This is a genomic window from Bradyrhizobium centrolobii (genome assembly GCF_001641635.1).
GTDB lineage: Bacteria > Pseudomonadota > Alphaproteobacteria > Rhizobiales > Xanthobacteraceae > Bradyrhizobium > Bradyrhizobium centrolobii.
Genome location: NZ_LUUB01000094.1, coordinates 33,676 through 58,939, shown reverse-complemented (window position 1 = coordinate 58,939; position 25,264 = coordinate 33,676). Strand labels below are relative to the sequence as shown.

The following is a 25,264-nucleotide window of genomic DNA, read 5'->3' as shown; positions in this document are numbered from 1 at the left end:
ATCACCGGCGTGACCGGCCAGGACGGCGCCTATCTCGCCGAGTATCTGCTGTCGCTCGGCTATGTCGTGCACGGCATCAAGCGGCGCTCGTCGTCGTTCAACACCGCGCGCGTCGATCACCTGTATCAGGACCCGCATGTCGGCAACGTGCCGTTCCTGATGCATTACGGCGACATGACCGACTCGACCAATCTGATCCGCCTGGTGCAGCAGATCCGGCCGACCGAGATCTACAATCTCGCCGCCCAGAGCCACGTCGCGGTCAGCTTCGAAAGCCCCGAATACACCGCCAACGCCGACGCCATCGGCGTGCTGCGCCTGTTGGAGGCGATCCGCATCCTCGGCATGGAGAAGGAGACGCGGTTCTACCAGGCCTCGACCTCCGAGCTCTACGGCCTCGTGCAGCAGATCCCGCAGAAGGAGACCACGCCGTTCTATCCGCGCTCGCCGTACGGCGTGGCGAAACTCTACGGCTACTGGATCACGGTGAACTACCGCGAGGCCTACGGCATGTTCGCCTCCAACGGCATCCTGTTCAATCACGAGAGCCCGATCCGCGGCGAGACCTTCGTCACCCGCAAGATCACCCGCGGCGTCGCCCGCATCGAGGTCGGGCTCGAGGACACGCTCTATCTCGGCAATCTCGAGGCCAAGCGCGACTGGGGCCATGCCAAGGATTATGTCGAGGGCATGCACATGATCCTGCAGGCGGACAAGCCCGACGACTTCGTGCTCGCCACCGGCGAGACGCGCTCGGTGCGCGAGATGGTCGAGCTCTCGTTCGCGCAAGTCGGCCGCCGCATCGAATGGCGCGGCAAGGGCGTGGATGAGACCGGCATCGATGCCAGGAGCGGCAAGACCGTGGTGCGGATCGATCCCACCTACTTCCGTCCCACCGAGGTCGATCTCCTCATCGGCGATGCCAGCAAGGCCCGCGACACGCTCGGCTGGACACCGAAGCGGACCTTTGCCGAGCTCGTCGAGGAGATGGTGGCAAGCGATCTGACGGAGGCACGACAGGAAGCCGCCCATGGCAAACGTACGGTTTGAGCTGACGGGCAAGAGCGTCTACGTCGCCGGCCATCGCGGCATGGTCGGCAGTGCGCTTGTGCGGGAGGACGTCAGGCTCGTCACCGTGGACCGGCGCGAGGTCGATCTCTGCGACCAGGCCGCGGTGTTCGACTGGTTCGCGAAGGTGCGGCCGCAGGTGATCTTCCTCGCCGCCGCCAAGGTCGGCGGCATCCTCGCCAACGACACGCTGCGCGCCGAGTTCATCTACGACAACATCGCGATCGCGGCCAACGTGATCCACGCCGCGCATCTGAACGGCGCCGAGAAGCTGATGTTCCTGGGCTCTTCCTGCATCTATCCGAAGCTCGCCAGCCAGCCGCTGCGCGAGGACTCCATGCTGACCGGACCGCTGGAGCCGACCAACGAGCCCTATGCCATTGCCAAGATCGCCGGCATCAAGATGGCGGAGGCCTATCGCAGCCAGTATCGATGTGACTTCATCAGCGTGATGCCGACCAATCTCTACGGCCCCGGCGACAATTATCATCCCGAATACAGCCACGTGGTCGCCGCCCTGATCCGGCGCTTTCACGAGGCGAAGATCGCGGACGCGAACACCGTCGCGGTCTGGGGCACCGGCACGCCGCGCCGCGAATTCCTCTATGTCGACGACATGGCCGATGCCTGCGTGCACCTGATGAAGAGCTATTCGGGCGCGGAGCTGATCAACATCGGCACCGGCGAGGACATCACGATCGCCGAATTCGCCCGCGTCGTCGCCGACGTCATCGGCTATCGCGGCGAGATCAGCTTCGACACTTCGCGTCCCGACGGGACGCCGCGCAAGCTGCTCGACGTCAGCCGCCTCGCCAGGCTCGGCTGGCGCGCGTCGACCTCGCTGGAGGATGGAATCCGGCGGGCCTATGAGGCCTATCTCGCCGGCGCGCTGGTTCCTGCTCGGTAGTCTTGCGGTGGCTCGCACTCCAGCGTGGCAGAAAGAATCCAGCCATTTGCTCGAGGCCGTCCAGGCCTGAACCGGGGAGTGCACCGCCTATGGCCGCGATGCACTCCCCAGCGTCTTACGCGTCCGGCAGAAGGCTCGCGTGCTCGCCCTTCACCACGAGGTAGCGGCCGAGGCAAATGGCATCCAACCCGGTGCGCAGGAAGCAGCTCATCGCCTGCTCGGGCGTGTCGACGATCGGCTCGTTCTCGTTGAAGCTGGTATTCAGCACGATCGGAATCCCCGACAACCGACCGAATGAGTCGATCAATTCGTAGTAGAGCGGGTTGGTGTCTCGCTCGATGCTTTGCAGGCGACCCGTGCCGTCGACATGGGTGATGGCGGGGAGCTTTTCGCGCCATTCCGGGCGAAGCTTGACGACATGCATCATGAACGGGCTGAACACGTCTTGCTCGAAATAGGTCGTTACGGCCGGCTTCAGGACGCTGGGGGCGAAGGGACGGAAGCTCTCCCTTCGCTTGATCTTGGCGTTGATCACATCCTTCATGTTAGGGCGTGTGGGGTCGGCGAGAATGGAGCGGTTGCCGAGCGCGCGCGGGCCCCATTCGGACCGGCCCTGATACCAGCCGACGACCAGGCCGGCATGCAGCAGCGCGGCGACGGCCTTCGGAACGTTGCCGGGCGACAGCTCGCGCATCGGGCTCTGTGCCGCTTCCGCGACACGCCGCATGGTCGCGTCCGAGTGCTCCGGTCCCCAATAGGCATGCGTCATGTGGAAGCGTTCGCGCCCGCCCGCGACATTGTGCCAGGCCCACAGGCCCGCACCGATGCACAAGCCGTCATCCGATGATGCCGGCTGCATATAGGCCTGCTGGAAGGGCGTGTCGCGCAACAGGCGCGCATTCATGACGCCGTTGAGCGCGCAGCCTCCGGCATAGGCGACTTGCGTGCTCGGCACCAGATCGTGAAGCCTCTTGAAGCAGTGCAGCGAGACTTCCTCGAAACGGATCTGGCAGGAGCGCGCGATGTCCTTGTCCCGCTGCGTCAGCTCCTCGCCGCGCTGGCGAGGCGATCCGAACTTGTCGGTCCATTTGTCGGTGAACAGACGCAGCATGTCCATGCGGTGGTGCTCGTCCATCTTGCCGCTTTCGCCGCCGCGATGCATGCCGAAATAGCCGTCGGCGAGCTTGAACCATCCGTCGGATTTGGTCTGGACGAGGTCACGCATCACGCCGACATGGCTGTCGGTGCCGTAGGGCGCGAGCCCCATGACCTTGTATTCTTCGCCAAAACCATCGAAGCCGATGAACTGGCAGCACGCGGTGTAGAAGAAGCCGAGGCTGTTCGGCAGATGAACGCGATCGACAACCTCGATCCGCGTGCCCTCGCAGCGTGCCGCCATCGCACTGGTGAAGTCGCCGCTGCCGTCATAAGAAAAGCCGGCCGTCAGGGTCTCGAACGGCGAGCAGTAATAGGAGCTCGCGATGTGAGACAGATGATGTTCGACATTCACCACACTGGCCTTGACCATGTCCGGCGCCTGTCCGGACGCCTCGGCGACCATGTCGCTGATGCTCAGATCGATCTTGGCGCGCCGCATATGTTCCATCGCCGCCATGCCGCCGCTGATCGGATTGCGCAGGACGTATGCGACCTGGGCTGCGCGATTTTGCGAGGGATCGCGCGCGACCGCGATGAAGTCGAGGTCCTTCGACGAGATGCCGCCCATGGAAAGAACGGTCTGGATCGCGTGCTGCGGGAACGAGGGATCGTGCTTGATGCGCTGACCGAAGCGCTCCTCGGCGGCCGCGGCGACCACCTTGCCATCGAGGATGAGCGCCGCGGAGGCATCAGGATGGTTGAGGTTGAGGCCGAGAATAGCGGTCATCAGGGCAGTCTTTCACGTTGTGATACAGAGATAATTGTGTGAGATCTCAATCAGAGTTGAAGTGTAACTAACAACGGAACTTATCATTACCGTGACTAGCTTTAGGCGATGCGAGACGGTCAGTGTTATTTCAGGATGCGGCGCTCCTCGACGTTCTTCCGGCTGAGCCACCAGGCGACACCGCGATCGATCGTCAGTCCCTCGCGGGACGGCCCGATCGTGTTTTCCTCGACGACGATATCGCGGACGCCGGGCGAGGCGGCGGCAAAGCCCTTGATTTCGATATGGGCGTCCTGATCGAGGCGATTGCCTCGAACGATCACCGCCTGCACCATCGGCGGGCGGCCCGCGGCCGTTGCGGTCTGATTGCCGCGCACGAGTATCGATGCCTCATTGGAAAACACGGTTCGCTCAGGTCCCGCGCGATAGACATTTCCTTCCAGGATGTGATTGTCGAGGAACTGGATCCGCCAGCTCGGCTGGAAGTGCTCGTAGGACAGGCCGAATGCGGCAAAGCCGCTTGTTCTGTTGGATCGGTTGCCGGCGATGACGTGACCCAGCGCCGTCCCATACGCCTGCGCCGCAACGCCAGTGTCCTCGAAAAAGTTGTCGATGATCAGGTAGTTCTGCTGCGCTTGAGCAACCGTGATCTCCGAAGTCCGGTCCAGCGCGACCGCGAGCGGCCGGTCGAGCGTGATCGACAGGTTGGGCGGCTTGCCTTCGAATGTCCTGACCCTGGCGTACTGGCCGGCACCGCGGCCATTCACCACCATGACAATCGTGCCGCTCCAGTCCTGGGCGGCGGGGTAGGGATTGGGAGCATCCAGCAGCGACAGGCGATCGGGCAGGGTGCTTTCCGCGTGGCCGAAATAGTAGCCGCCGGGGCCGTCTGTCGTCATGGCTTCGCGATCCCAGCCGTAAATCGCCTTGAATGTGTTGCCGCCGACGAAGATGTTCTCCGAGGCGCTGACCCACTTCGACAGTGTCGAGATGCCTCCGCCGGTCCCCTGAAGGTCGGCCGCGGTCACGGTGTTGTTTTCAAAGATGACCTGACGCGATCCCACGATGGAGTAGGTGCCGTAGCGGCCGTTGTTCAGGACGTTGCCGGATACGATCGCGTTGGTTGCCTTGAACAGGCGCAGCGAATGGCCTGATCCGAGGATGTCGCAATCGGACACTTCAATCCGATTACCGCTCAATCGAATGGTGTCGGGAGCAGTGCCGGGATAGATCCGATGGAATTCGTTCATGCGCTGGACGGTGGCGTCGGGCTCCATCAGGCCGCGGAAGGCGGACGCGCGGATGCGGACGCGTCGGATCGCGATGTCGGCGGCGCCCGGAGCCTGGGTGTCACCGAACTGGAATCCCCCGGATATGATATGCGGGTGGTTTGACGCGTAGATCGTCACGTCCTCGATCGAGAATCGCGACGTTCCTTGCAGCAGGGCCACCGGAAGACTTGCCAAATCCGGCCAGACCAGGTTGACGAGATCGGTGCGCTCGCCCTTGATTCTGACGCCAGGCGGAATGACGATCATGTCCGAGATCAGATAACGCCCGCGCGGGAAGTATACGGTGCCACCTCCCGCATCCTTCGCCGCGTCGATGGCGGCCCTGATCGCGCGGGTGCAATCAAATCTGCCGTCGCCGTTTGCGCCGTAAGCCCGGACATCGAAGGACTGGGCCGTCTCGACTTGGGTGACCCGAACCGTGATGCTGCCCGCATCGGCCCATTCGTCATCGCCGCCGTCGCCGTTGAACAGGCGCAGCCTGTAGCGGCCGGGCGAGAGCTGTTCAGGCACGCGAAACGCGCCTCGCCACAGGTCTCCCTTGGTCAGAACCGACTTGATTGCCGCGCCGCCGGCATCGGGAAGCAGCAGCAATTGCGCGCGGCCGGTCTGACGAACGATGTTGCGACCGAAAACCTGAAGCCAGCCGCCGGGCGAGACCTCATCGCCGAGGTTTCCCTGGCGCCAGTAGATCGTCGGCAGATTGATGCGGCCGCTGAGCGCGCCCTCGGCATAGCTCAGCGTGAAGCGGTAGATGCCCGGCTTGAAAGCCTCGGGGATCACGAATTTGAGGGAGAGGGGGTTGGCCTGGAGGATCGGGACGGAGGTTTCCCGTCCGGCCGCGTCGTTCGGACCATCGGCGATCCGGGTGACCGTCGCGGATGTCACCTTGTCGAGATCGGCTCCGGTGACGAGCACCGTCTCGTCGGGACCGACAGGGTCGTTGAACCAGAACATCGCGGGCTGCGCGGTGGCCGCCGCCATCCACATGAACTGCAGGAGGGCGATAATGACTGCGTGGCTACGAGTCACGTCGCGTTCCCGTCGAGGTCGTTCCGGCGCGGCGCATTGCGGATCAGGCGTCTATGACGAGGCCGGTCAGCCGCCGGAGCTCCGCCCGCATTTCCGCGCGATCTTTGAGATGCGCGATGGCGGCTTCGAGTTCGTCGACCTTGGCGCCGACGAGGAAGCGGTACCAGAGGCCCTGAAGTCCGTGATAGACGAGGCCTTCCTTGCCGTCGAGAAATCCGAGCTGGAAGATCAGGCGAAACAGGAAATAGGCCGGCGCGCTGATCTGATAGGGGATCCGGTTGTAAAGCCGCTCCTTGATCCAGCGTTTGACGGCGGCCTGGCGCGAGCCTTCCTCCGTCACCAGATCGACGTCACGCTGGAACAGCTGGTGACGCGCGTTGATCACGTCGATCGCCTCGCGCGTGGCGTACTTGTTGTGCTTGTCGGTGAAGAACGTCAGGTCGTTGAGATTATGGTCGGCGAATCCGCCGTCGAACGTGACCGTCCCGCCGCCCCACAGGATCATGTGCTCATCCATCCAGCGGTCTTCGATCCGCCCCTGGCCGCGACGCCAGATCCGCAAGAGTAGCAGCGGATAGCGTCCACCGTGGCGGATCCAGCGCCCGAGGAAGATGTGCTTGCGCTTGAGGTTGACGCCGGCGATGTCCTCACCGAGACGCGGCAGCTCGTCGCGGATCCTGGCGGCGAGATCCGGCTCGATCACCTCATCGGCGTCGAGCCGCATGATCCATGGAGCTGTGATCGGCGCGTTGTCGAGCCCCCACTGGAACTGCTTTGCGTAGTTGACGAACTTGTTCTGCAGCACGGTGGCGCCCTGCGCGCGCGCGAGCTCGACGGTCCGGTCGCTCGAGAAGCTGTCGACGACGAAGACCTCGGTTGCGATTCCGGCAATCGAGGCGAGCGCCCGCGAAATGTGGCGCTCCTCATTGTACGTCAGGATGATCGCGGCAAGGCTCATGATCCACTCGCTGCCGGGATGTTCTGGATCGGAAAGATCGCAGGGTGCTACTTGAGGCCGACAGTGCCCTTGTCCGCCTCATGACTCTGGTCCGGGCGCTCGATCTTCGCCGCGGCGCGCAGCTTGTCGACCAGCTCCAGCTGCGCGGCACTTGCGACCATGGCGGCGAGGCGGTCGCGGATCTTGTCGTAATCGGCCGGCTTGCGCGTGCGCATGTCTTCGAGCTTGAGGATGTGCCAGCCGACAGCAGTCTTGAACGGGGCCGAGACCTCGCCCTTCTTCAACTTGTAGGCCACATCCGCATATTCCCTGCCCATTTCACCGCGCATGCGCCAATCGTAGTCGCCGCCTCGGGCCTTGGTCACGGGATCCTCGGACATCTCGCCGACGACCAGCGCGAAGTCCTCGCCCTTGTTGATCCTGTCCATCGCCGCTTTGGCCTTCTGTTCGGCGGCCTTGATCGCGGCATCGTCCTTGGGCGGAGCGATCATGAAGACGAGATGGCGCAGATGCAGCTCGGGTTCGTTCGCCGCCGCGCCCTTGACGACGACTTCCTCATAGGCCTTGCGCATCGCCTCCTCGGTCACGGCCTGCTGGCCCACGACCGCCAGCAGATTGTTCATGAGCCCTTGGTTGCGTGCGAAAGCTTCCCGACGCGCGAGGTCGGCCTTGTCCTCGATGTGCCGGTCCTTCGCCTCCTGCGCGAGCAGGATGGTGTCGATCATCATCTTCACGAGGGTCTCGCGACGTTCAACGGGCTCACGCACCAGCAGATTCCGGCCGATGACCTCGTCGACCACTTGCAGATCGCTTTCGTGGATCTGGCTTCCGTTGATGACGACGATGACGGGATCGGCCGCCGACTGAGCGAACGCCGATCCTCCGGCGCCGAGCATGGCGGCGAGACAGACGGCCGCCACGCTGGCACGTGACTTCCTTGTCGGACGAGGCATGCGGAAAGCGGCCAGAACGTTCATCTCGTAGGTCCTCTTCATACTTGCTCCGATCCGAACAGCACTTACGAGGCTGCAACGTTATATGTAACGTTCGCAGCGTCAGATGCAGCACGGTCGCTTTTGCCGGGGCGCTTTTTAACGATGCGACATTAACGGTGATGTGATGTCGATAAGACAGCTCTGTGAAGACAGCCTGCGGACGGCGTTCGACGCGCGATTCTTGGCGTGGATGTCGTACGTGTTGATGTCGCAGCGACAAATGGGGACTGCATTTTCCGCTCGCGATCAAGGGATGAGCTCACGCGCTGCTCGCGCTTGCGCGAACGATCACGGTTGCGCGGAAGGCACGTGATCTCGCACCGTCATTTGCGCAACGCGCTTCGCGCATCTTTCCTGTGAATAACATTCGATGTGGTGCAGTGATCGAAATTTTCTGCGCAGAAATTCTTCTGCTTTCTCCGCGCTCTCTGCGTACGTGTCTTGCGTTATGATGGAGTCGGATAACATAATTCACAAAACAACAATGAAAGTCTCACATATTGCCGATAGCGTCCGCCGCGCTCCGGAGCCCGGCTGCTGATCGTGGCAGGTGAGGGGTATCCAAACAGGGAGACTGTGACTATGCGAAACTTCAAAGCTTTACTTATGGGATCGGTTGCGTTCGCCGCGATGGGCGTCGCTTCCGAGTCCGCCCAGGCCCAGTCGTTTGCGTTCGGCGCCGGCGCGACGTTCCCGCAGATCGTCTATCGCCAGCTGATGGACTGCATGTACGACCAGGCTCAGGGCAGCACCGGCAAGCCGGGTCCGCTCGCCAAGGCCGCGAACTGCTCGGGCTTCAACACCAGCGGCTACCATGGCATGATCCTCTACGCTCCGACGGGTTCGGGCAACGGCAAGACCGTTCTGCGCACCAACGACAAGACCCAGATCGGCACGCCCTCGAACTCGATTCCCTACACCAGCAGCAACATCGGCGTCAGCAACATCACCGACTATGACGGCGTGCAGTTCATCGGCAGCGATGACGTCGTCAACGCGGCCGACATGACCGCGTGGAACACCGGCGGCTCCAGCAGCCCGCAGTCGAAGTTCGGCAACCTGATCCAGTTCCCTGGCGTGATCGGCGCGGTTGCGCTCGGCTTCAACGGCAAGGACGGCGCCGGCGCGACCCTGAACATCCTGCCGGCGACCCCGACCGGCGGCAGCAGCGGCCTCAACCTGTCGCGTAACGCGTTCTGCGGCATCGCGTCGGGCCACATCACGCAGTGGAACAACCCGATCCTGACCGCCCTCAACGGTGGCACCCTCGGCACCGGCAACATCACCTTCGTGCACCGTCAGGACGGCAGCGGCACCACCTTCCTGTTCTCCAATGCCCTGGTCGAACAGTGCCGCTACGAGTTCGGTCCGAACAGCGAAACCGACTCGACCGTCGTGTCCTACGCCTTCCCCTGGACCGACCACTCGCAGGCTTGCACCACTCCGCTCGTTGCGCGTGGCGCCAACCAGCTCAACTGGCCCGATCAGTTCTCGACCGACCAGTGCGGCGCCGCCGTTGCCAATCCCGGCGGCGGTCACTTCGCCAACGCTTCGGGAAGCGGCAGCCTCGTTGCTCTCGTCGGCTCGACGAACGGCGCGATCGGCTACGCTTCCGGCGACTTCTGGCTGCCCGTCAAGGCCGGTGGCCTGAAGACCGCCAACCTCCAGTCGCAGTGGGACATCACCGGCGCGACCGGTCAGTTCCAGCCGCCGACTTTCGCTGGCGCGCAGAAGGCGATGGCGACGGCTCTTCCGCAGTTCGACTCGACGACCCGCGCGAATCCGCTGACCTGGAGCTTGCAGGGTGTCAATCCGAACCCGGTGGTTGCGGGCTCGTATCCGATCGCCGGCTTCAGCTGGATCGAGATGTATCAGTGCTACCAGACCCACAGCAACGGCAACAACGCCTATCTGTGGTTCAAGACCTGGCTCGATTACCTCTACGGCACGGGCTCGGTCCCGATCCTGAACGAGAACGGCTTCGCTCAGGTTCCGACCCCGTGGATCGACCAGGTCTACGCGCTGCTCAACGACCCGGCTAACGGTCCGCAGGGCAGCGGCTGCACCGGCAAGGTCGGCGCCTACTGATCGCGCTCGGGCCTTGGCCTGATCGACGATCAAGACTTATGCACCCGGCGTTTGCCGGGTGCATTTTTTCTTTTTAGGCCCCTCTCGCGCGCTTGCGCAAATTCAGGAGGCGGGGGCTTGCCGCCCTCAACATGATAAATCAGCGGAGAGGCCATGGCGCGCACGGTGCCGTTCCCAACTTGGGGCGATGCGGCAGCCTCACGTCGCGCTGTCACATCACTGACAAGCACGGCCGCTATCGCTCGGGGTTGATCAGGGGCGGCCGGTGCCATGTCGATGCGCGTTCTCGTTGCTTTGCTCGCCGGCGTCCTTGCCATGGCAGCTGACCCGGCTTTCGCGGTCAGCGCGACCGGTTCGATGGATTCGCTTCCCGCGGACTCGCGCGACGATTTGTTTGACTCGAAGCCGGCTGCCCCGGCGCCGGCCATCGTCGTGCCGCCACCATCCCCCGTCGAACGGCCGGCGGCTCCGCCGCCGGCAGCACAACGAGCCCTGAGCGACAATCCGCTATGGGCGATCCCGCTCGGCCGTCTGACCGCGAGCCGCGAACGGCCGCTGTTCGCGCCGACGCGACGTCCGCCGGCACCGGCGCCGGTCGCGATGCCGGCGCCCGTGCGGGCCGCTCCGCCGCCGAAGCCGCCGGAACCCGAGAAGCCGCAGCTCTCGCTGCTCGGCACCATCGTCGGCAGCGAGAAGATCGGCCTGTTCATGGATTCGGCCAGCAAATCGGTGGTGCGGCTCAAGGCTGGTGAAACCCACAAGGGATGGATCCTTCGGACCGTGGAGCGGCGTCAGGTGGAGCTGGCAAAGGGGCTCGACAGCGCCGTGCTCGACATTCCGCCGCCGGAGACCAAAGCGGCTGGAGCGCCAAGCGGGCCGACGCTCGCGGGGCCGCCGCCTGTTCCGGCCGCGCCGCCGATGGCCATGTCGGCACCGCCGCCGCCCGGCGCGCCGCATCCCGGCGCCAATATGAACCTGCCGATCAACCGCACGGCCGGCGGAGGCGGAGGGCCGGGCACACAGCCCGCCAATTTCAAGCTGCCTCCGGGCCTCGTCAATCCGCTGGCAAACCAGGGCGCGCGTTAGAGCGCCCGGCCACGTTGTTGCGGGGCGCTGGGGATATCTTTCTATAACATTGGCTAACAGAGTGGTCGCGGGTAGCGATTTTGCCCGCGATATCAGTCGCTTCGTTCGCGTTTACGATAACAGATCGTCGGCGCTGGAACCGCACCGAACGCGACCAATGCTACAAATCTGACATATCAATGTTAGTAAACGATAAGTAAATGCGCCGCGCGAGCTTGTCTGCACGTCAGGCGTGCTCGATTGGAATTTGCAATTGGAAAGTGCTGCGGCGTGCCCCATCGCGAAATCGTTGTGAAACCCCAAGGTGAGAAACCTCAAGGGATGCGGCGCGCTTTTGAGCGGTCGCTGCTGTGTGGCGTCAGCCTGCTGGCGCTGTCGGTCGGGACCGGCCTCGGCCATGCGCGCAGCCTCACGCCGGGTGCCAATGCGGTGGCGCCGACGGCGGCCGCGCAGCAGGCGGCGATCCAGGCTGCACAGCAGGCCGCCGGCGCGGCAACGCAGGCTCAGATCTCGCTCGGCCGTGCCGCCGCAGCACTCGCGGCCGCGCGAAAACTCCAGTCGGACGCAGCGGCAGCCGCGCAGGCCGCGGCATCATCCGCCGTTCCGGATGGATTGACCACCGGCGGGTTGATGCCGTCGGGCGGCACCGCCAGCGATCCGCTGGCGGGCATCAAGGCCGACATGTCGAAATGGCGCGGCGCCGATCTGCCGAAGCAGACGACGAAGGACGCGAAGGTCGAGGTCGACATCAACCAGACTCAGAAGAAGGCCATTCTCTCCTGGGATACGTTCAACGTCGGCGCCAACACCACCGTCAACTTCATTCAGTCCGCGTCCGACTGGATCGCGCTGAACCGGGTGGAACCGGGCGTCGCGCCGAGCCGCATTCTCGGCCAGATCAACGCGATGGGCGCCGTCTACCTGATCAACCGCAATGGTATCATCTTTGGCAGCGGTTCGCAGGTCAACGTCCACACCTTGATCGCCTCCAGCCTCGATATCGGCCAGCTGGGCATGGATCTCGACCAGCGCAACAATTTCTTCATGAACATCGGCGTCGGAAACGCGAACGCGTTTTCGATCTTTGATCCGGCGGGGGGCAAAGCGACCAATGTGGTGGCCGGCGACATTATTGTCGAGCGCGGCGCGTCCATCACCGGCAACCTCCTGTCCGACCAGGTCTCGCAAGGCTCGCCGGGCTCAGTCTATCTGTTCGGCGCCAACGTCCGCAATTCCGGCTCCCTCACGGTCAATGGCGGCGAAGTCGCCATGGTCGCGGCCCGCACCATCGATTTCGTTCCGAACGGCTATTCGAACCTGCCAAGCAACGTGCTCGGCAAGAATGACCAGGGACAGCCCGTCCCGTTCGCCGGAACAGAATTCAGGATCTCACAGTTCAGTACGTCTTATGACACCGGTACGGGCTACGGCAGAGACAACCACTATTTGCCGGGAACGGGCGCCGTCACTCATGACGGTCTGATCGACTCATCCCGCGGCATCGTGGTGATGATCGGCGATACCATCGCGGTCGACAATCCCAGGGATGCAAGCGGTCGCAATCTGACCGACAGCGCCGGCAATCTCATTCAGGGCGTGATCTCGGTCGATACCAGCATCGACCGTAACAGCTTCGTGCTGCTCCGCGCGGCCACCAGCGTCACCATGAACGGCGTGATCTCGAGCCTGCCGGTCGACGACGGCGCGGCTGGATTGAGCAGCACGCAGAGCTTTACACCGGCGTACATCGAGGCTACGGCGCAAACAAACGTCACGATCGGATCGAGCGGCCTCATCTCTGCGCCATCGGCGGTGGTCGCGCTAAACGCAAAGGTTTTCCAGCCAACCATCTCGACCGGAGTACCAAACCTGTTCTACCAGGGTGTGTCTTCGAGCGGCGGCGGAAACGTGGAGGGGGTCGCCTCCAACTCGAAAGACGCACAAAGCGTTCTGCTCGCGCCTGGCGCGACGATCGACGTCGCCGGTCTCGCAAATGTCGAAGTGCCGGCGAGCTACAACATCATCCCGTTTACGCCGAACGCACAATTCGCCGACATGCCGTTGCAGCGGCCGCCTTACGTCAGCGTGGGACTTGATGGAAAAGGTCCGGTGTACAATCAGACACTGTGGATCGACATCCGCGCCTCCGGCACCCGCAGCGACGGTACGACTTGGGTAGGCACGCCGCTCGCAGATGCCAGCGGTGACGTGGCGAAGGTGCCGCGCAGCATCTACCAGTTGATGACGGTCGGCGGCAGCATCAGCCTCCAGACCGACCTCAACACCAATTACGGCGCGAGCAGCGTCCGGACCGACGGTTCGGTCATGAACGTTGCGGGCGGCAGCGTCAAATTCCTGCCCGGCATGGTGAACACCACGCGTCTGATCGGCAGCGACGGCCGCATCTACGGCATGGCCAACGCCGATCCGAACATGACTTATCTCGGGATTGCTGGCCAGTTCACCGTCAACCATGCGCGCTGGGGCATCAAGGAAATCTGGACGACCCAGGGCCAGATCTATTCGCCGGGCTATACCGAGGGGCACGACGCCGGAAGCGTCAATGTCGTGACCGTCAATCCCTCGCTGCTCGGCACCATCTATTTCGGCTCGACCGCGGGCGAGCGCCAGATCAGCGGGGGAACGCTGCCCTTGCAGGGCTCGCTGGCGCTGACGACCCCGTCGAGCGTGCAGATTGGCGCGGCGGCCTCGGCCAACTACGCGACGCAGAGCGCCTATACGACGAATCTGTCGGCCGACATCCTGTCGAAGTACGGGCTGAGCTCGCTGTCCGTGACGGCGAATGATTTCGTGCTGTCGAGCGGCAGCTCGCTCAATCTCGCGGCGGGCGGCAGCCTCTCCGTCACCACTGGCGGCGCTATCGACATCGCCGGCACGGTTTCCGCCGCAGGGGGAAGCGTCAACCTCGTCACTGACCGGGTTTCGATCAGTAGCAGCTTCAATTCGGCTTTGTTCAAGGCACCAAGAGACACGTCAGGCAACGTGATTGCCGCGAACGTCTTCGTCGAAGGCACAATCGATGTCAGTGGACGGTTCGTCAACGACAGCGGACGGGTGCCGGGAGTTGATGCGGTCGGTTCTGCCTTCATCAACGGCGGCAGCATTTCGATCACGACATACAAGAGCAGCGAAAGCGTCGGGACAGGCTATCGCGATACCACCGGAAGCATTTTGCTTGCCACCGGCAGCGTTCTTGACGTCTCGAGCGGCGGCTACGTCTCGTCGCAGGGCAAGCCCAAGACTGCGTCCACGGGCGTGATGGCTGGTAAGGCGGGCAGCATATCGCTTGGAATTTATCAAGGGCGTCTTTGGCAGGAGCCGGGTCAGAGCGCTCCGACGCGGCCGGATCCGAACGTCAGCAAATTGGCGGTCCTCCAGCTTGATGGTACTCTGCGCGGTTACGGTTTCGAGAGCAACGGCAGCTTGAGAATAGCGGGAGCTGACACCATCCGGATCGGTGGTTCGCTCCAGCACGATGAGACGTCGTCGATCCGCATCGGCGGTTTGGCGAGCACGCTGCCCATTTCAGTGCTGACGGGAGGTGGCTTCGGCTCCTACACGATCGAAACGGTGACGGACGATTGGTCCGGCGCAACCGCCAACATCATCGTCTCCGCCGGAACCAGCCTGACCCTGCAGCAGCAAAACCTGGCAAGCCTCGCCGACTACAGGGCGACACCAACCGGCACCAAGCTCGGCCAGCAGGCCACGCCTCAACTGGCGCTGCTTCCGGACAATCAGCGCAAGCCGGTCGATCTCACGCTCAGGGCCGACAACATCCTGCTCGACACCGATTCGAAGATAGTCACCGATCCCAAGGCGAGCATCACCATGGGAGCGGTCACAAACAATATAAAGGGCGAGGCATCCGATCCGAAACCAAGCACTCCGGATTGGGTTGTGCCGGCGAAATCCGTCGAGCTGCGCGGCACGATCATCGATCATGGTGGCTCCATCTTCATCAACTCGGCTGCGACGCATCTCTCGTCAGACGCGAAGGTCGACCTGTCCGGGACGTTCATTGCCGACTCGCTGTTCGGGAGAACGAACGGCTCGAGGACGAGCGGTACTTACATTGCTGGCGGCACGTTCGCGGTTGAGGCCGGGGCGATCGGCACGGTCCCGGTGGCGGGCAAGGACTACTACGAGTACTTTGCGCCTTCTACTTCCAGCTATCTTGTCGCCGATGCCGGCGCGCTGGTCGACGTCTCAGGCGCGGCCGGCAATGTCCAGGTGGTGACCGGGCGTAATGCCACAACATCGCAATGGTCATGGAGCGACGCCGGAACGGTGAACGCCGATGTCAGCGGTTTCGCGTGGGGCGGCAGCTTCGCTGCGGCCGGCGGCCGCTATGCCGCCGGCGACGGCAGCGTGCAGGCGGACTCGCGCGCCAATGGCGGCACGATCCTGCTCGGCGGCGGAGCGGTATCCCTGCGGCAGGACATGACCGATGTCGTGAATGCGGTGGCCGCGTATCAGCCCGGACACGGGCCGCAATCTCTCCTTGTTGCTGCCGATCAACTCGCGCCATTCGACAACGTCTATCTCTATGCAGGGAAGGCGGTGGGCGGCGCGTCGCTCCTCTTCACAGACCTGCCGGGCACCAACTATGGCATCACGGACAAAGGTGGCGTCGGTGGCGTCGCCCCGCCGGCAATTACCTGGAATGTGCTCACGATTTCCGGCCCGCTGAACTGGAACGTGACCAACCGCCTGCACATTGCTGCGGGTGAGTTCAGAGCGCCGACGTCCGGTGCGGTCGATGCTCGCATTTCGGCGGCCTATGTCTCGCTCGCCGGCTCCGGCACAAGCCCGGTGACCGGGACCAGCACCTTGACGGTCAACGCGCAGACGATCGATCTCGAAGGCGCGCCCACACCATCCGGGTTCAAATCCGGCAACGCGCGTCCAGGCCTCGATTTCTCGGGCTTCAGCCAGGTCAATCTGATCGCGAGCGGCGACATCCGCCTCGGCACGCTCAAGGTGATGGACGGTCTCAAGACCAAGAGCGACGACAACGCCCCGACGGCGGAGCAGTCCAGCTTCACCGGCAACATGGTCTCCGCCGGCGATGTCCTGCTCTCGGCCGAGCGCATCTATCCGGTGAGTGCCGTCAACTTCACGATCGAAACGCCCGGCAACGTCAAGTTCTCGGCGCCCGCGGACAGCAACACGAGCATTCCGCTTTCCGCGGGCGGCGGCATCACCGTCTACGCCAAGACCATCGATCAGGGCGGCAACCTGTTCGCGCCGCTCGGCACCATCGCGCTCGGCAGCACCAACAGCACGGTCTCGCCCATCATCACCCAGTCGGTGGTGCTGGAGCCGGGAAGCCTCACCTCGGTGTCGCTGGCTGATATGACGGTTCCTTATGGCGCGACGGCGGACGACGGCACGAGCTGGTACTACAACGCCAGCCTGAACACGCTGTCGGCGCCACCCTCGAAGGGTCTGATCCTCGCCGGAACGAGCGTGACACGCGCCGACGGCTCCACGATCGACTTGCGCGGCGGCGGCGATCTCCAGGCGATGGAATTTGTCCCGGGCAACGGCGGATCGCGCGATACCCTGACCACGACCCCGTTGAAGCAGACCGTCTACGCGCTGGTGCCGTCGCAGAGCGATCCGATCGCCGCCTATGATATCCATTTCGCCACCGCGCGCAGCGCCGACAACGGCACGACCATCACCGCGGGTGACGCAATTCCGCTGCCAGGCCAGCAGATCACGCTCGACGGCGGCGGCGGCATTCCGGCGGGAACCTATACGCTCTATCCCGCACACTACGCGACGCTGCCGGGCGCAATGCGCGTCGTGGTCTATGCCAGTGACAACACCGGCAAGAACCTCTCGACGGGGAGCAAATTGCCTGACGGCACGGTTCTGGTGACGGGCCACTATACGCAGTCGACCGTCCCCGGGAAGCAGTCGTCCGGCCAAACCGTGTTCGCGGTGCAGACCAATTCAGTCTGGCAGCAATACAGCGAATACAAGTTCAACGGCGCCAACAGCTTCTATGAGAAGCTCGCCGCAAAGACGAACACCACGGCACCGCGGCTGCCGATGGATGCGGGCCGGCTGTCGATCTCCGCGATCCAGTCGATCACGCTGAAGGGTATCGCGCTGACGCAGCCGGGGCAGGACAGCAGCGGCAATACCGGCCGCGGCAGCGAGCTCGACCTCAGCGCGCCCAAGATTGCCGTGGTCGGCCATGCCGAGTACATCGCCAATGATATTCCGGACGGCTATGTCGGCGTCGACGTCAGTCAGATCAACAGCTTCGAGAGCATTCTCATCGGCGGCAGCCGCAGCGACTTCGCCAATGGGACGTCGATCACGCCGACCGCGAGCAATGTCGTCGTCGACACCCGCGGCGAGACCTTCAGTGCGCCGGAGATCCTGCTCGTCGCCCAGCAGACGGGACGATGGGGGGAGGTCAAGGCGGTAGGGGGCGGATCCGGCTCGGTTCTGTTTGATTTTCCGATCTATGTTCCCGTCGATGGCAGCGGCACGGTGACCGTCAGGTCCGGCAGCATCATCGAAACCACCGGCACCGTTCATGCCAAGCTCGGACGCCACTATGTCGTCCCGTCCGACGGGCAGGCGGCTGTGACGGCCGAAAGCCTTGCTGCGGCTTTGGGCGGGACGCTCTCGGGAACGCAGATCACCGGCGTCGATCTGACCAAGCTTATCGCTCCCGACGCCGCCACCCTGCAGGCTCTCGCATACTACGCCAACGGCGGTCCGCAACAGCCGGGGCGCGGTGCCTTGTTCGTGGCAAGCAATGACCCGAGCCTGCAACTGACAGGGCCGAGCAAGACCGGCGTTTCGGCTCCGGCGCTCACCATCAGCTTCACGAATGCCGGCGGGAGCCTGACATTGCCCGGCGGCAATACGGCCGACAGCGGAAGGGTCGTCATCGCCGATGGCGCCAGGATCTCGACGAACACGCTGACGCTGCAAGCCACCGCGTCCAACAACGCGATCGCGATCAACACCACGGACCTGCACGCCAACCAGGTCAACCTGGTCGCGCCGAGCATCGGCGTCGGCGCTGCCGGCGCGGTCACCGGCAAGAGCCTGGTCCTGCCGACCAACAACGCTCAGTTCGCCGACGTGCAGACGCTGGCCCTACGCGCGCTGTTTGGTCCGATCACGGTCTACGGCGATTTCAATTCCGGCGCGCGCAGCCTCACGCTCGATGCCAACGGTATCGCGCTCGGCATTGATGGTGGGGTGGCGCATGACGCCAGGATCAGCGCGAACGACACCATTACGCTCACGAATACGGCCGGCCCGGCATTCAGCGGCGGAACGGCCGCGAACGGCAACAGCTTGGAACTGGTTGCCAGGGAAATCGATCTGGGCAGTGGCGCGGTGAACGGCACTGCGTCCGCCAGCTACATGACCATCGCCGGTTTCTCCAGCGTCGGCATGTCCGCCAGCGATCGCGTGCTCGTCAAAGGCCCTGGCATGCTGGCTCTTGGCATTAGCACCACTGACAAGGTCGATCTCACGGTCACCACGCCGAGCATGCTGATCGCGGGCGCGACCGGGACCAATTCCCAAAGCTTTGCCATCAGGGGCTATGCTGGGAATGTAACCATTCAGGACAGTGCTGCGCGCAGCGGAGTCGCCGATCGGCCCGGCGACAGCACCGAGGTCGGCGGAAGTCTCCAGGTCACGGCGTCGAACATCACGATCGCGAGCACGGTTCAGGCGCAGGGCGGCACGATCACGCTGAATGCCATCGCGGGCAATGTCGAGCTCAAGTCCGGCGCCTATCTCTCGGCCGGCGGCTACAAGAAGACGCTGGTTGACGTCGACACCTATGCGCCCGGCGGCAAGATCGTGCTCAATGCGGACATCGGCACGTCCTTCCTGCCGCCGGTGCCCGGCGGCGGCCAGGTCATTCTCGATGCCAACAGCGTCATCGACGTGGCGCAGCCCGCGGGTGGTCTGGGTTACGGCGGCGAAATCGACGTGAACGCGCTCAGGGGCGGTGCGATGATCGCGGGCATCCTGCGAGGTGCCGGCGGTCCCGGCCTCGGCGGCCGGTTCAAGCTCGATATCAATGGTGATGCCGACCTGACGGCGCTTGCCGACACTCTGCTCGCCGGAGGCATCACCGGCGCGATCGACATTCACACCCGCACCGGCAATCTCGAACTGCTGCAAGGGCACACGCTGAAGGCCAACGCCGTCACGCTGACCGCCGACGACGCGGCCTGGGACGCCGGCGATCCCGGCAAGCAATTCGGCCAGCTCATCATCGCCGGCACGCTGGATGCCGACGGCTACGCCGGCAACACTGCCGACGGAACCGGGCAGGCGGGCGGGCAGGTGGGGCTGTTCGGCCGTAACGCTGTGGTGCTGAAGAATACGGCACAGATTCTCGCTCGCTCCACGCATGCTGACGAGCGCGGCGGCGACGTCATGATCGGCACCGCCTGGTCTGCGGCCGGTGCGATCGATCTGCAAGCGGGCTCGCTCATCGACGTCTCCGGCGGCACCAAGGGCGGATTATCGGGGGGAACGGTGACGCTGCGCGCGCCGCTCGATGGCAATAACGACGTCAAGATCAAGGGGCTCGATGCGACGATCACCGGCGCGCGCGCCGTCAACGTCCAGGCGTTCGTGACCATCAATACCGAGAAGACTCCGAACAACGTCAACGGCATCGACGGCAGCCAGCTCACCACGAAGAGCGGCGTCAACGTCGTCTGGGACGGCTATGTCGATCCGGCGGGATCGGTGACCAACGACGGCAAGCTGATCGATTTTGGACCGTGGACCAACGTCACCGGCGAGAAACTGAATGTCACGCCGGGCACCGGCTATGGGGCAGTGCCTATGATATCGGTCGTGAGAGGCGGCAGCACGATCGTCGGCTCCGCCTATGTCGATCCGACGACAGGCGGAGTCTACAACCAGGTCACCGATCCCGTGACGGGCACGACGTTCCTGTCCAGTCTGCAAGTTGTATCCATCGAGATCGATAACAAGATCGGGGGCGTCTACACCAGCGCGCCGACAGTCGTAGTGACTACGGCGGACGGCAAGGAGCTTCCCTCCTGGGGTAGCAAGGCCGCTGCCACGGTAGCGATGCAATACAATTCGCTTTCTATCGGCGGCGTCGCCGTCGACCAGGGATTCGACGGCAGAACAATCGTGTTGTGGAATGCGAACAACCAATCGATCGGTCAAGGAAAGGCTCACGTTGTAGATGGAATGCTCGTGAGCGTCACCGATATTTCTGCAGCGACTGGCGGCGCCTCAGGCACCCTTGCGACGCTTCATTGGGGCGGGTTCGGACAGCTGCCCCCGGATGTGTCAGCCTCAAAAGTCTCCTCCGCGACTCTTAGTGTGGCGTCCGTCAATTTGACTGCGGGCGGGAGTGGTTACACTGGTCCCGTCAATGTCACACTCTCCGGCGGCGGCGCGACTGTGAACGCGACCTTGACCGCGAAGATGGGAGCAGCCGTGACGATCACTGGTGTGACCAAGGGGTACACCGGCGCAAATCTTCCGTCCCTGCAATTCAGCGGTAGCGGCAGCGGGGCGGGTGCCTCGTTCGGGCTAGCGATGGCAGGTCTCACCGGAACGTCCGACAGCAGTCATGTGTTCGTGCCGACACCGGGATTGAACTTCATACCAATCTCGACGAGCAAGGTGTTCAACGGCAGCGGAGACAGCGCGATCGTGACGATCACGCCCAATCAGGATCACCAACTGCTCTATACCGACGTCCTCGCGGACTTCGTCCAGGGCAACGGCATCCAGGGCGTCGGGCTGACCGGCAGCTACGAGTTCACCGGCCTGTTCGACAGGCTCAAGAACGGTCTGGTCAAGCAGCTCGGTGCCGACGTCGTGCACGTTCAGCCCGGCATCGAGCTGGTCAACACCAGCGCCGCGAAAAACTCCGGCAATATCACGGTTGCGAGCAACTGGAACCTGGCGGCCGGCACGGCAGGTGATTTGCAGACCGCTTCCCTGCCGGTTGGCTCGGGGAATAACAAGACTATCCAGTATTTTGATCTGGCTCGCAGCTACGTGAATTTCACGTACAGGCTCGTGACGCCTTGGGGTGGGCTCGACGCCGGTGCACTGACCCTGCGCACAGCCGGAAACATCAACGTCAACGCCTCGATTTCCGACGGCTTCTTCCAGTTCGGAAACTACCTCGACAAGGACTACATCAGCGCGGTCGCAAACTACGCAACCTCCCGTCTGGTCGATTTCAACGGGTTGAAATACTATCTGAACGACTATACTGCAGCCCCGATCGCCCCTTACCAGGCCGGCGATATCGGCAACGGTATCAGTCCGACATCGCAGGATCTTGTCACTGCGGACCTCTTCCCGCACACCTTGCGCGTTTGCACCACCGATTGCAGCCAGGCAAACATCAAGACGGTGACAGCTCCGTCCTCCTGGTCTTACAGCATCACGGCAGGCGCCGACGTCTCGAGCGCCAATCCGACCGCCAGGCTCGCGAACGGTACGAGCAACGTGATCGTCGACAAGCACGGCAGCTATTCCCAGCCCGTCATGGACAACACCGCTTCGGTCCCGGTCAACATTCCAACCATGGTGCGAACCGGCACCGGCAACATCACCATCGCGGCCAGCCAAGACGTAATCTTGCAGGACATCGTTGCCCCCGGCGTGATCTATGCGGCTGGCGTAAACACGAAAAAGTCCAGCGATCCCTACAGCGTGCAGACCGTTAATGGCGTGTCGACCGCTGTCGTCAACGATCCAGACGGCTTCTTCGAGCCGAGGGTCCTGGGCTATGGCAGCGCGGCTGCCAATGTCGCACCCGAACTCTATTACGGACCGCCGATCGCAGCGGCATTCCCCGAGAAGGGTGGCGACGTCGTCATCGACGCGCAGCGGGATATCGTGGGCGACACCCGGAGCGGCAACAAGGTCGTGCAGTACTATCAGCCCTGGCTGCTGTCCGATACGCGTACGACGCCCGGCGCCAACATCTCGACTTTCGGTGCCGGCGTTTTCGCGCCCTCGGGCGCGCAGATTGCGTCGCAGACCGCGTGGTGGATCCAGTACGGCAGCTTCCAGCAAGGCATTCTCAGCGCCGGCGGCAATGTGAGCGTCCTCGCAGGGCACGACCTCATCGGCGTGTCGGTGTCGGCACCGACGACCGGTCGGGTCAGCGGCGGCCTGTCGGCGAACAGCACGCCCGTGACGCACCTCTACGGTAGCGGCAACATGATCGTCCGCGCGGGCAACGACATTCTGGGTGGCTCCTTCTATGAAGGATCCGGCCATGCCAGCATCGTGGCAGGCGGCAACATTGGCCAGAACGGCACCGTCACCGTCTCCCGATACGCAACGAGTGCGCTCAAGCGTCCAGACATTCCCTTGCTTGCCGTCGACACCGGACAGATTACGATGACGGCGAACGGTGCCATCACAATGGCTGGAGTCGTCAATCCGGCCGCGCTGCATGCCCAGCAGCCGAGCAGCGCGAATCCGCTCGAGACAGGGACCGCTGCGGTCACGCCGCTCTACATGGACACCTACGGCCCGGACAGCAAGGTGCGGCTGGTGGCAGAGTCGGGCGACCTGACCATCACCGTCGCGTTGCCGACGATCACCACGAACAGTCAATTCAGCCTTGCGGGGGCGGCGACATATCCTGCGAGCTTTGAGGCCGTTGCCCTGCAGGGCAACTTGATAACGACCGGCCTCACCGAGATTATGAATGTCGGAGGTGCGACGGTTCCGGTACCGGGCATTGTGTTGAGCCCATCCGAACACGGCACGTTCGATCTGTTGGCACAGGGCAGCATCGACTTGACGTTCGGCTACCCCGCAGAGACGTCGAAGACGTTGTCGATCTCTCGTCCGTTCATCTCTGCCGGGCCATCGTTGATCGATGCCGCTTTTGATCCGTTCCGCCCCAATAGCGGGAATGACGAACCTTCCAGCCGCGCGATCCTGGCGCATGAGAACGACGTGGCCGACGGGCTCGATACGACGGCCAAGATCTACGCTGCGACCGGCGACATCACGGGAACGGGAGGTTACGGCAGGTTGACCCTTGATTCACTGCCGAGCGAAAGAGTCTATCAGCGCATCGAGATCAACCGTCCTGCCAAGATCTATGCTGGGCGGGACCTTGTCGATCTCAACGTTATCGTTCAGAACATCCACACCAGCGACGTGAGCACGATCGAGGCCGGCCGAAACATCACATATAGCGGCTACGCCAATGGCGGCGGTTTGCAGGTGGCGGGACCTGGCTTCCTCGTGGTGCAGGCCGGCGGCGACATCGGTCCGTTCCTGCCGGCGGCGCATGACAACGCGAGCGAAGCTCTCGTCCAGGAAGGCATCCTGTCGGTGGGCAATTCCAGCACGACGCCGGTCGGAAACTTCTATGTTACGAATTCCAAGGGAGGCAGCTCGGTCGGCATCTACAACCAGTCGCTGCTCGGCCCGGCGAACAATCCGCGCCGCAATGCGGAGCTGACCGAAGCGGCCGGCACGAAGCAGGGCGCTGATATCATCACGCTGTTCGGCACCAAGTTCGGTGTCAATTACCAGGCGGTCGTCGATGCCTATATCAATCCGGCCAACGCCGCCGGCGTTGATCACAACTATGCGTTCAACACCGATGCGCTCCGCAGCTATCTGAAGAGCGACACTGTCTACAATTACCTGACTACCAAAGCCGGTCGGGACGCACTTAGCCGCAACAACATCAATGTCGGCGCGGATGGAAATCCGCAGGTGATCGATCGTAACAAGCTGAACAGCTACATAGATCAGCTGAGTACTCCTTGGCCCTTCTTTGCCGGCGTCGTCTCACCGGAGGTTCAGCGCGGATTTGTTGATCTGGGGTCCTTCCTCCTTCGCTTCGGGCTGCTTCCGCTGGATCAGGCGAGCGCCTGGGCGGCATTTCAAGCCCTGAGCCCGGATCTCCAGCATATCTTCGTCGATCAGGTGTTCTTCGGCGAGCTCAAGACCGTCGGCATCATCCAGGCGGCCGGCACGTCCTCGGACTACCAGCGCGGCTACAAGATCATCAACGCGATGTTCCCGGCGGAGTGGGGCTACACGAAGAACGCGCTCGACGGTGGAAGCAACGGCGCCAATCAGCTCGTCAAGACCGGTGACATGAATCTGTTGCACGCGACCGTACAGACCAAGCTCGGCGGCGATATCTCGATCTTCGGGCCCGGCGGCAACCTCAACGTCGGCACGCTCGCGGCCGAGCCCAATACGGCGCTGAAGCTGCGTGACATCGGCATCCTCACCCTCGGTGGCGGCGCGATCAACACCTTCACCGACGCGAGCGTGCTGGTGAATTCGAGCCGCGTGCTCACGACCCAGGGCGGCGACATCGTGATGTGGAGTTCGAACGGTGATCTCGATGCCGGCCGCGGATCCAAAACGACGTTCTCGGCGCCGGCGCTGCAGGTGCTGTACGACCAGGACGATTATCAGTCGATCGACCTCGGCGGCTTCGTGACCGGCGCCGGCATCGGCACGCTACAGGCCTCGAGCGTAGCCGCCAAATCCGAACTCTATCTGCTTGCTCCGCGCGGGAAGATCGACTTCGGCACGGCCGGCGTGCGCGCCTCGGGCAATGCGTTCTTCTTCGCGCCGGTCATAGCGAATTCCAGCAATGCCTCGGTCCAGGGCACCACGACCGGTATTCCGACCGTTTCGGTCCCCAATGTCGGTGCGCTGACCGCCGGTTCAAACACCGCTGGCGCCGCCGCCAAGACTGCCGAAGCGCCCACATCATCCGGCGCCAGCAAGCCGGCCTCGATCTTCATCGTCGAAGTGATCGGGTATGGTGGTGGCGACGGTCAGGGCCAGGATGAGCAGGCGAACGACAAGAGGGAGTCCGGCACGCCATCCGGCGACGGCAGGCAATGATGATGTGCGTGCCGCGTGGCGAGC

9 protein-coding genes are annotated in these 25,264 nt (G+C 63.4%); 5 read left to right on the top strand and 4 right to left on the bottom strand.

The window, feature by feature from the left end:
* On the top strand, window positions 1-1,050 hold a 1,050-nt coding region (gene gmd / locus AYJ54_RS34545), incomplete at its 5' end, for a GDP-mannose 4,6-dehydratase (RefSeq protein WP_063696773.1).
* On the top strand, window positions 1,031-1,975 hold the full coding sequence (locus AYJ54_RS34540; protein WP_063706213.1) for a GDP-L-fucose synthase family protein: 945 nt from the start codon (window positions 1,031-1,033) through the stop codon (window positions 1,973-1,975). The genes gmd and AYJ54_RS34540, both read left to right, overlap by 20 nt.
* A gap of 115 nt (window positions 1,976-2,090) precedes the next feature.
* On the opposite strand, the gene AYJ54_RS34535 is transcribed toward AYJ54_RS34540, so the two are convergent.
* The 4 genes from AYJ54_RS34535 to AYJ54_RS34520 form a co-directional block, all read right to left on the bottom strand.
* A complete protein-coding gene (locus AYJ54_RS34535; protein WP_063706211.1) occupies window positions 2,091-3,860 on the bottom strand; it encodes a carbamoyltransferase family protein in 1,770 nt (589 codons plus the stop codon).
* A gap of 125 nt (window positions 3,861-3,985) precedes the next feature.
* On the bottom strand, window positions 3,986-6,181 hold the full coding sequence (locus AYJ54_RS34530) for a glycosyl hydrolase family 28-related protein (protein WP_136624121.1): 2,196 nt from the start codon (window positions 6,179-6,181) through the stop codon (window positions 3,986-3,988).
* A gap of 43 nt (window positions 6,182-6,224) precedes the next feature.
* Entirely contained in the window at window positions 6,225-7,139 is a 915-nt protein-coding gene (locus AYJ54_RS34525; protein ID WP_063706207.1) for a glycosyltransferase family 2 protein, read from the bottom strand.
* A gap of 47 nt (window positions 7,140-7,186) precedes the next feature.
* Window positions 7,187-8,134 carry a peptidylprolyl isomerase gene (locus AYJ54_RS34520; protein WP_245329203.1) on the bottom strand — a complete coding sequence of 316 codons (948 nt, stop codon included), beginning with the start codon at window positions 8,132-8,134 and terminating at the stop codon, window positions 7,187-7,189.
* A 582-nt stretch (window positions 8,135-8,716) separates the two neighbouring features.
* On the opposite strand from AYJ54_RS34520, the gene AYJ54_RS34515 reads away from it, so the two are divergent.
* From AYJ54_RS34515 to AYJ54_RS34505, 3 genes are all read left to right on the top strand, one after another.
* Window positions 8,717-10,222, top strand: coding sequence for a substrate-binding domain-containing protein (locus AYJ54_RS34515; protein ID WP_063706206.1), 1,506 nt, complete (start codon window positions 8,717-8,719; stop codon window positions 10,220-10,222).
* A 270-nt stretch (window positions 10,223-10,492) separates the two neighbouring features.
* Window positions 10,493-11,308 carry a hypothetical protein gene (locus tag AYJ54_RS34510; protein ID WP_063706204.1) on the top strand — a complete coding sequence of 272 codons (816 nt, stop codon included), beginning with the start codon at window positions 10,493-10,495 and terminating at the stop codon, window positions 11,306-11,308.
* Window positions 11,309-11,629: 321 nt separating this feature from the next.
* Window positions 11,630-25,240 (top strand): filamentous hemagglutinin family protein, encoded by a 13,611-nt coding sequence (locus AYJ54_RS34505; RefSeq protein ID WP_063706203.1) that lies wholly within the window; start codon window positions 11,630-11,632, stop codon window positions 25,238-25,240.
* The last annotated feature ends 24 nt before the right edge of the window (window positions 25,241-25,264 follow it).

Excerpts from the sequence above, each read along its gene's own strand:
- AYJ54_RS34540 (WP_063706213.1), top strand. The coding sequence starts at position 1,031 with ATGGCAAACGTACGGTTTGAGCTGACGGGCAAGAGCGTCTACGTCGCC.
- AYJ54_RS34535 (WP_063706211.1), bottom strand. The coding sequence starts at position 3,860 with ATGACCGCTATTCTCGGCCTCAACCTCAACCATCCTGATGCCTCCGCG.
- AYJ54_RS34525 (WP_063706207.1), bottom strand. The coding sequence starts at position 7,139 with ATGAGCCTTGCCGCGATCATCCTGACGTACAATGAGGAGCGCCACATT.
- AYJ54_RS34520 (WP_245329203.1), bottom strand. The coding sequence starts at position 8,134 with ATGAAGAGGACCTACGAGATGAACGTTCTGGCCGCTTTCCGCATGCCT.
- AYJ54_RS34515 (WP_063706206.1), top strand. The coding sequence starts at position 8,717 with ATGCGAAACTTCAAAGCTTTACTTATGGGATCGGTTGCGTTCGCCGCG.
- AYJ54_RS34510 (WP_063706204.1), top strand. The coding sequence starts at position 10,493 with ATGTCGATGCGCGTTCTCGTTGCTTTGCTCGCCGGCGTCCTTGCCATG.
- AYJ54_RS34505 (WP_063706203.1), top strand. The coding sequence starts at position 11,630 with ATGCGGCGCGCTTTTGAGCGGTCGCTGCTGTGTGGCGTCAGCCTGCTG.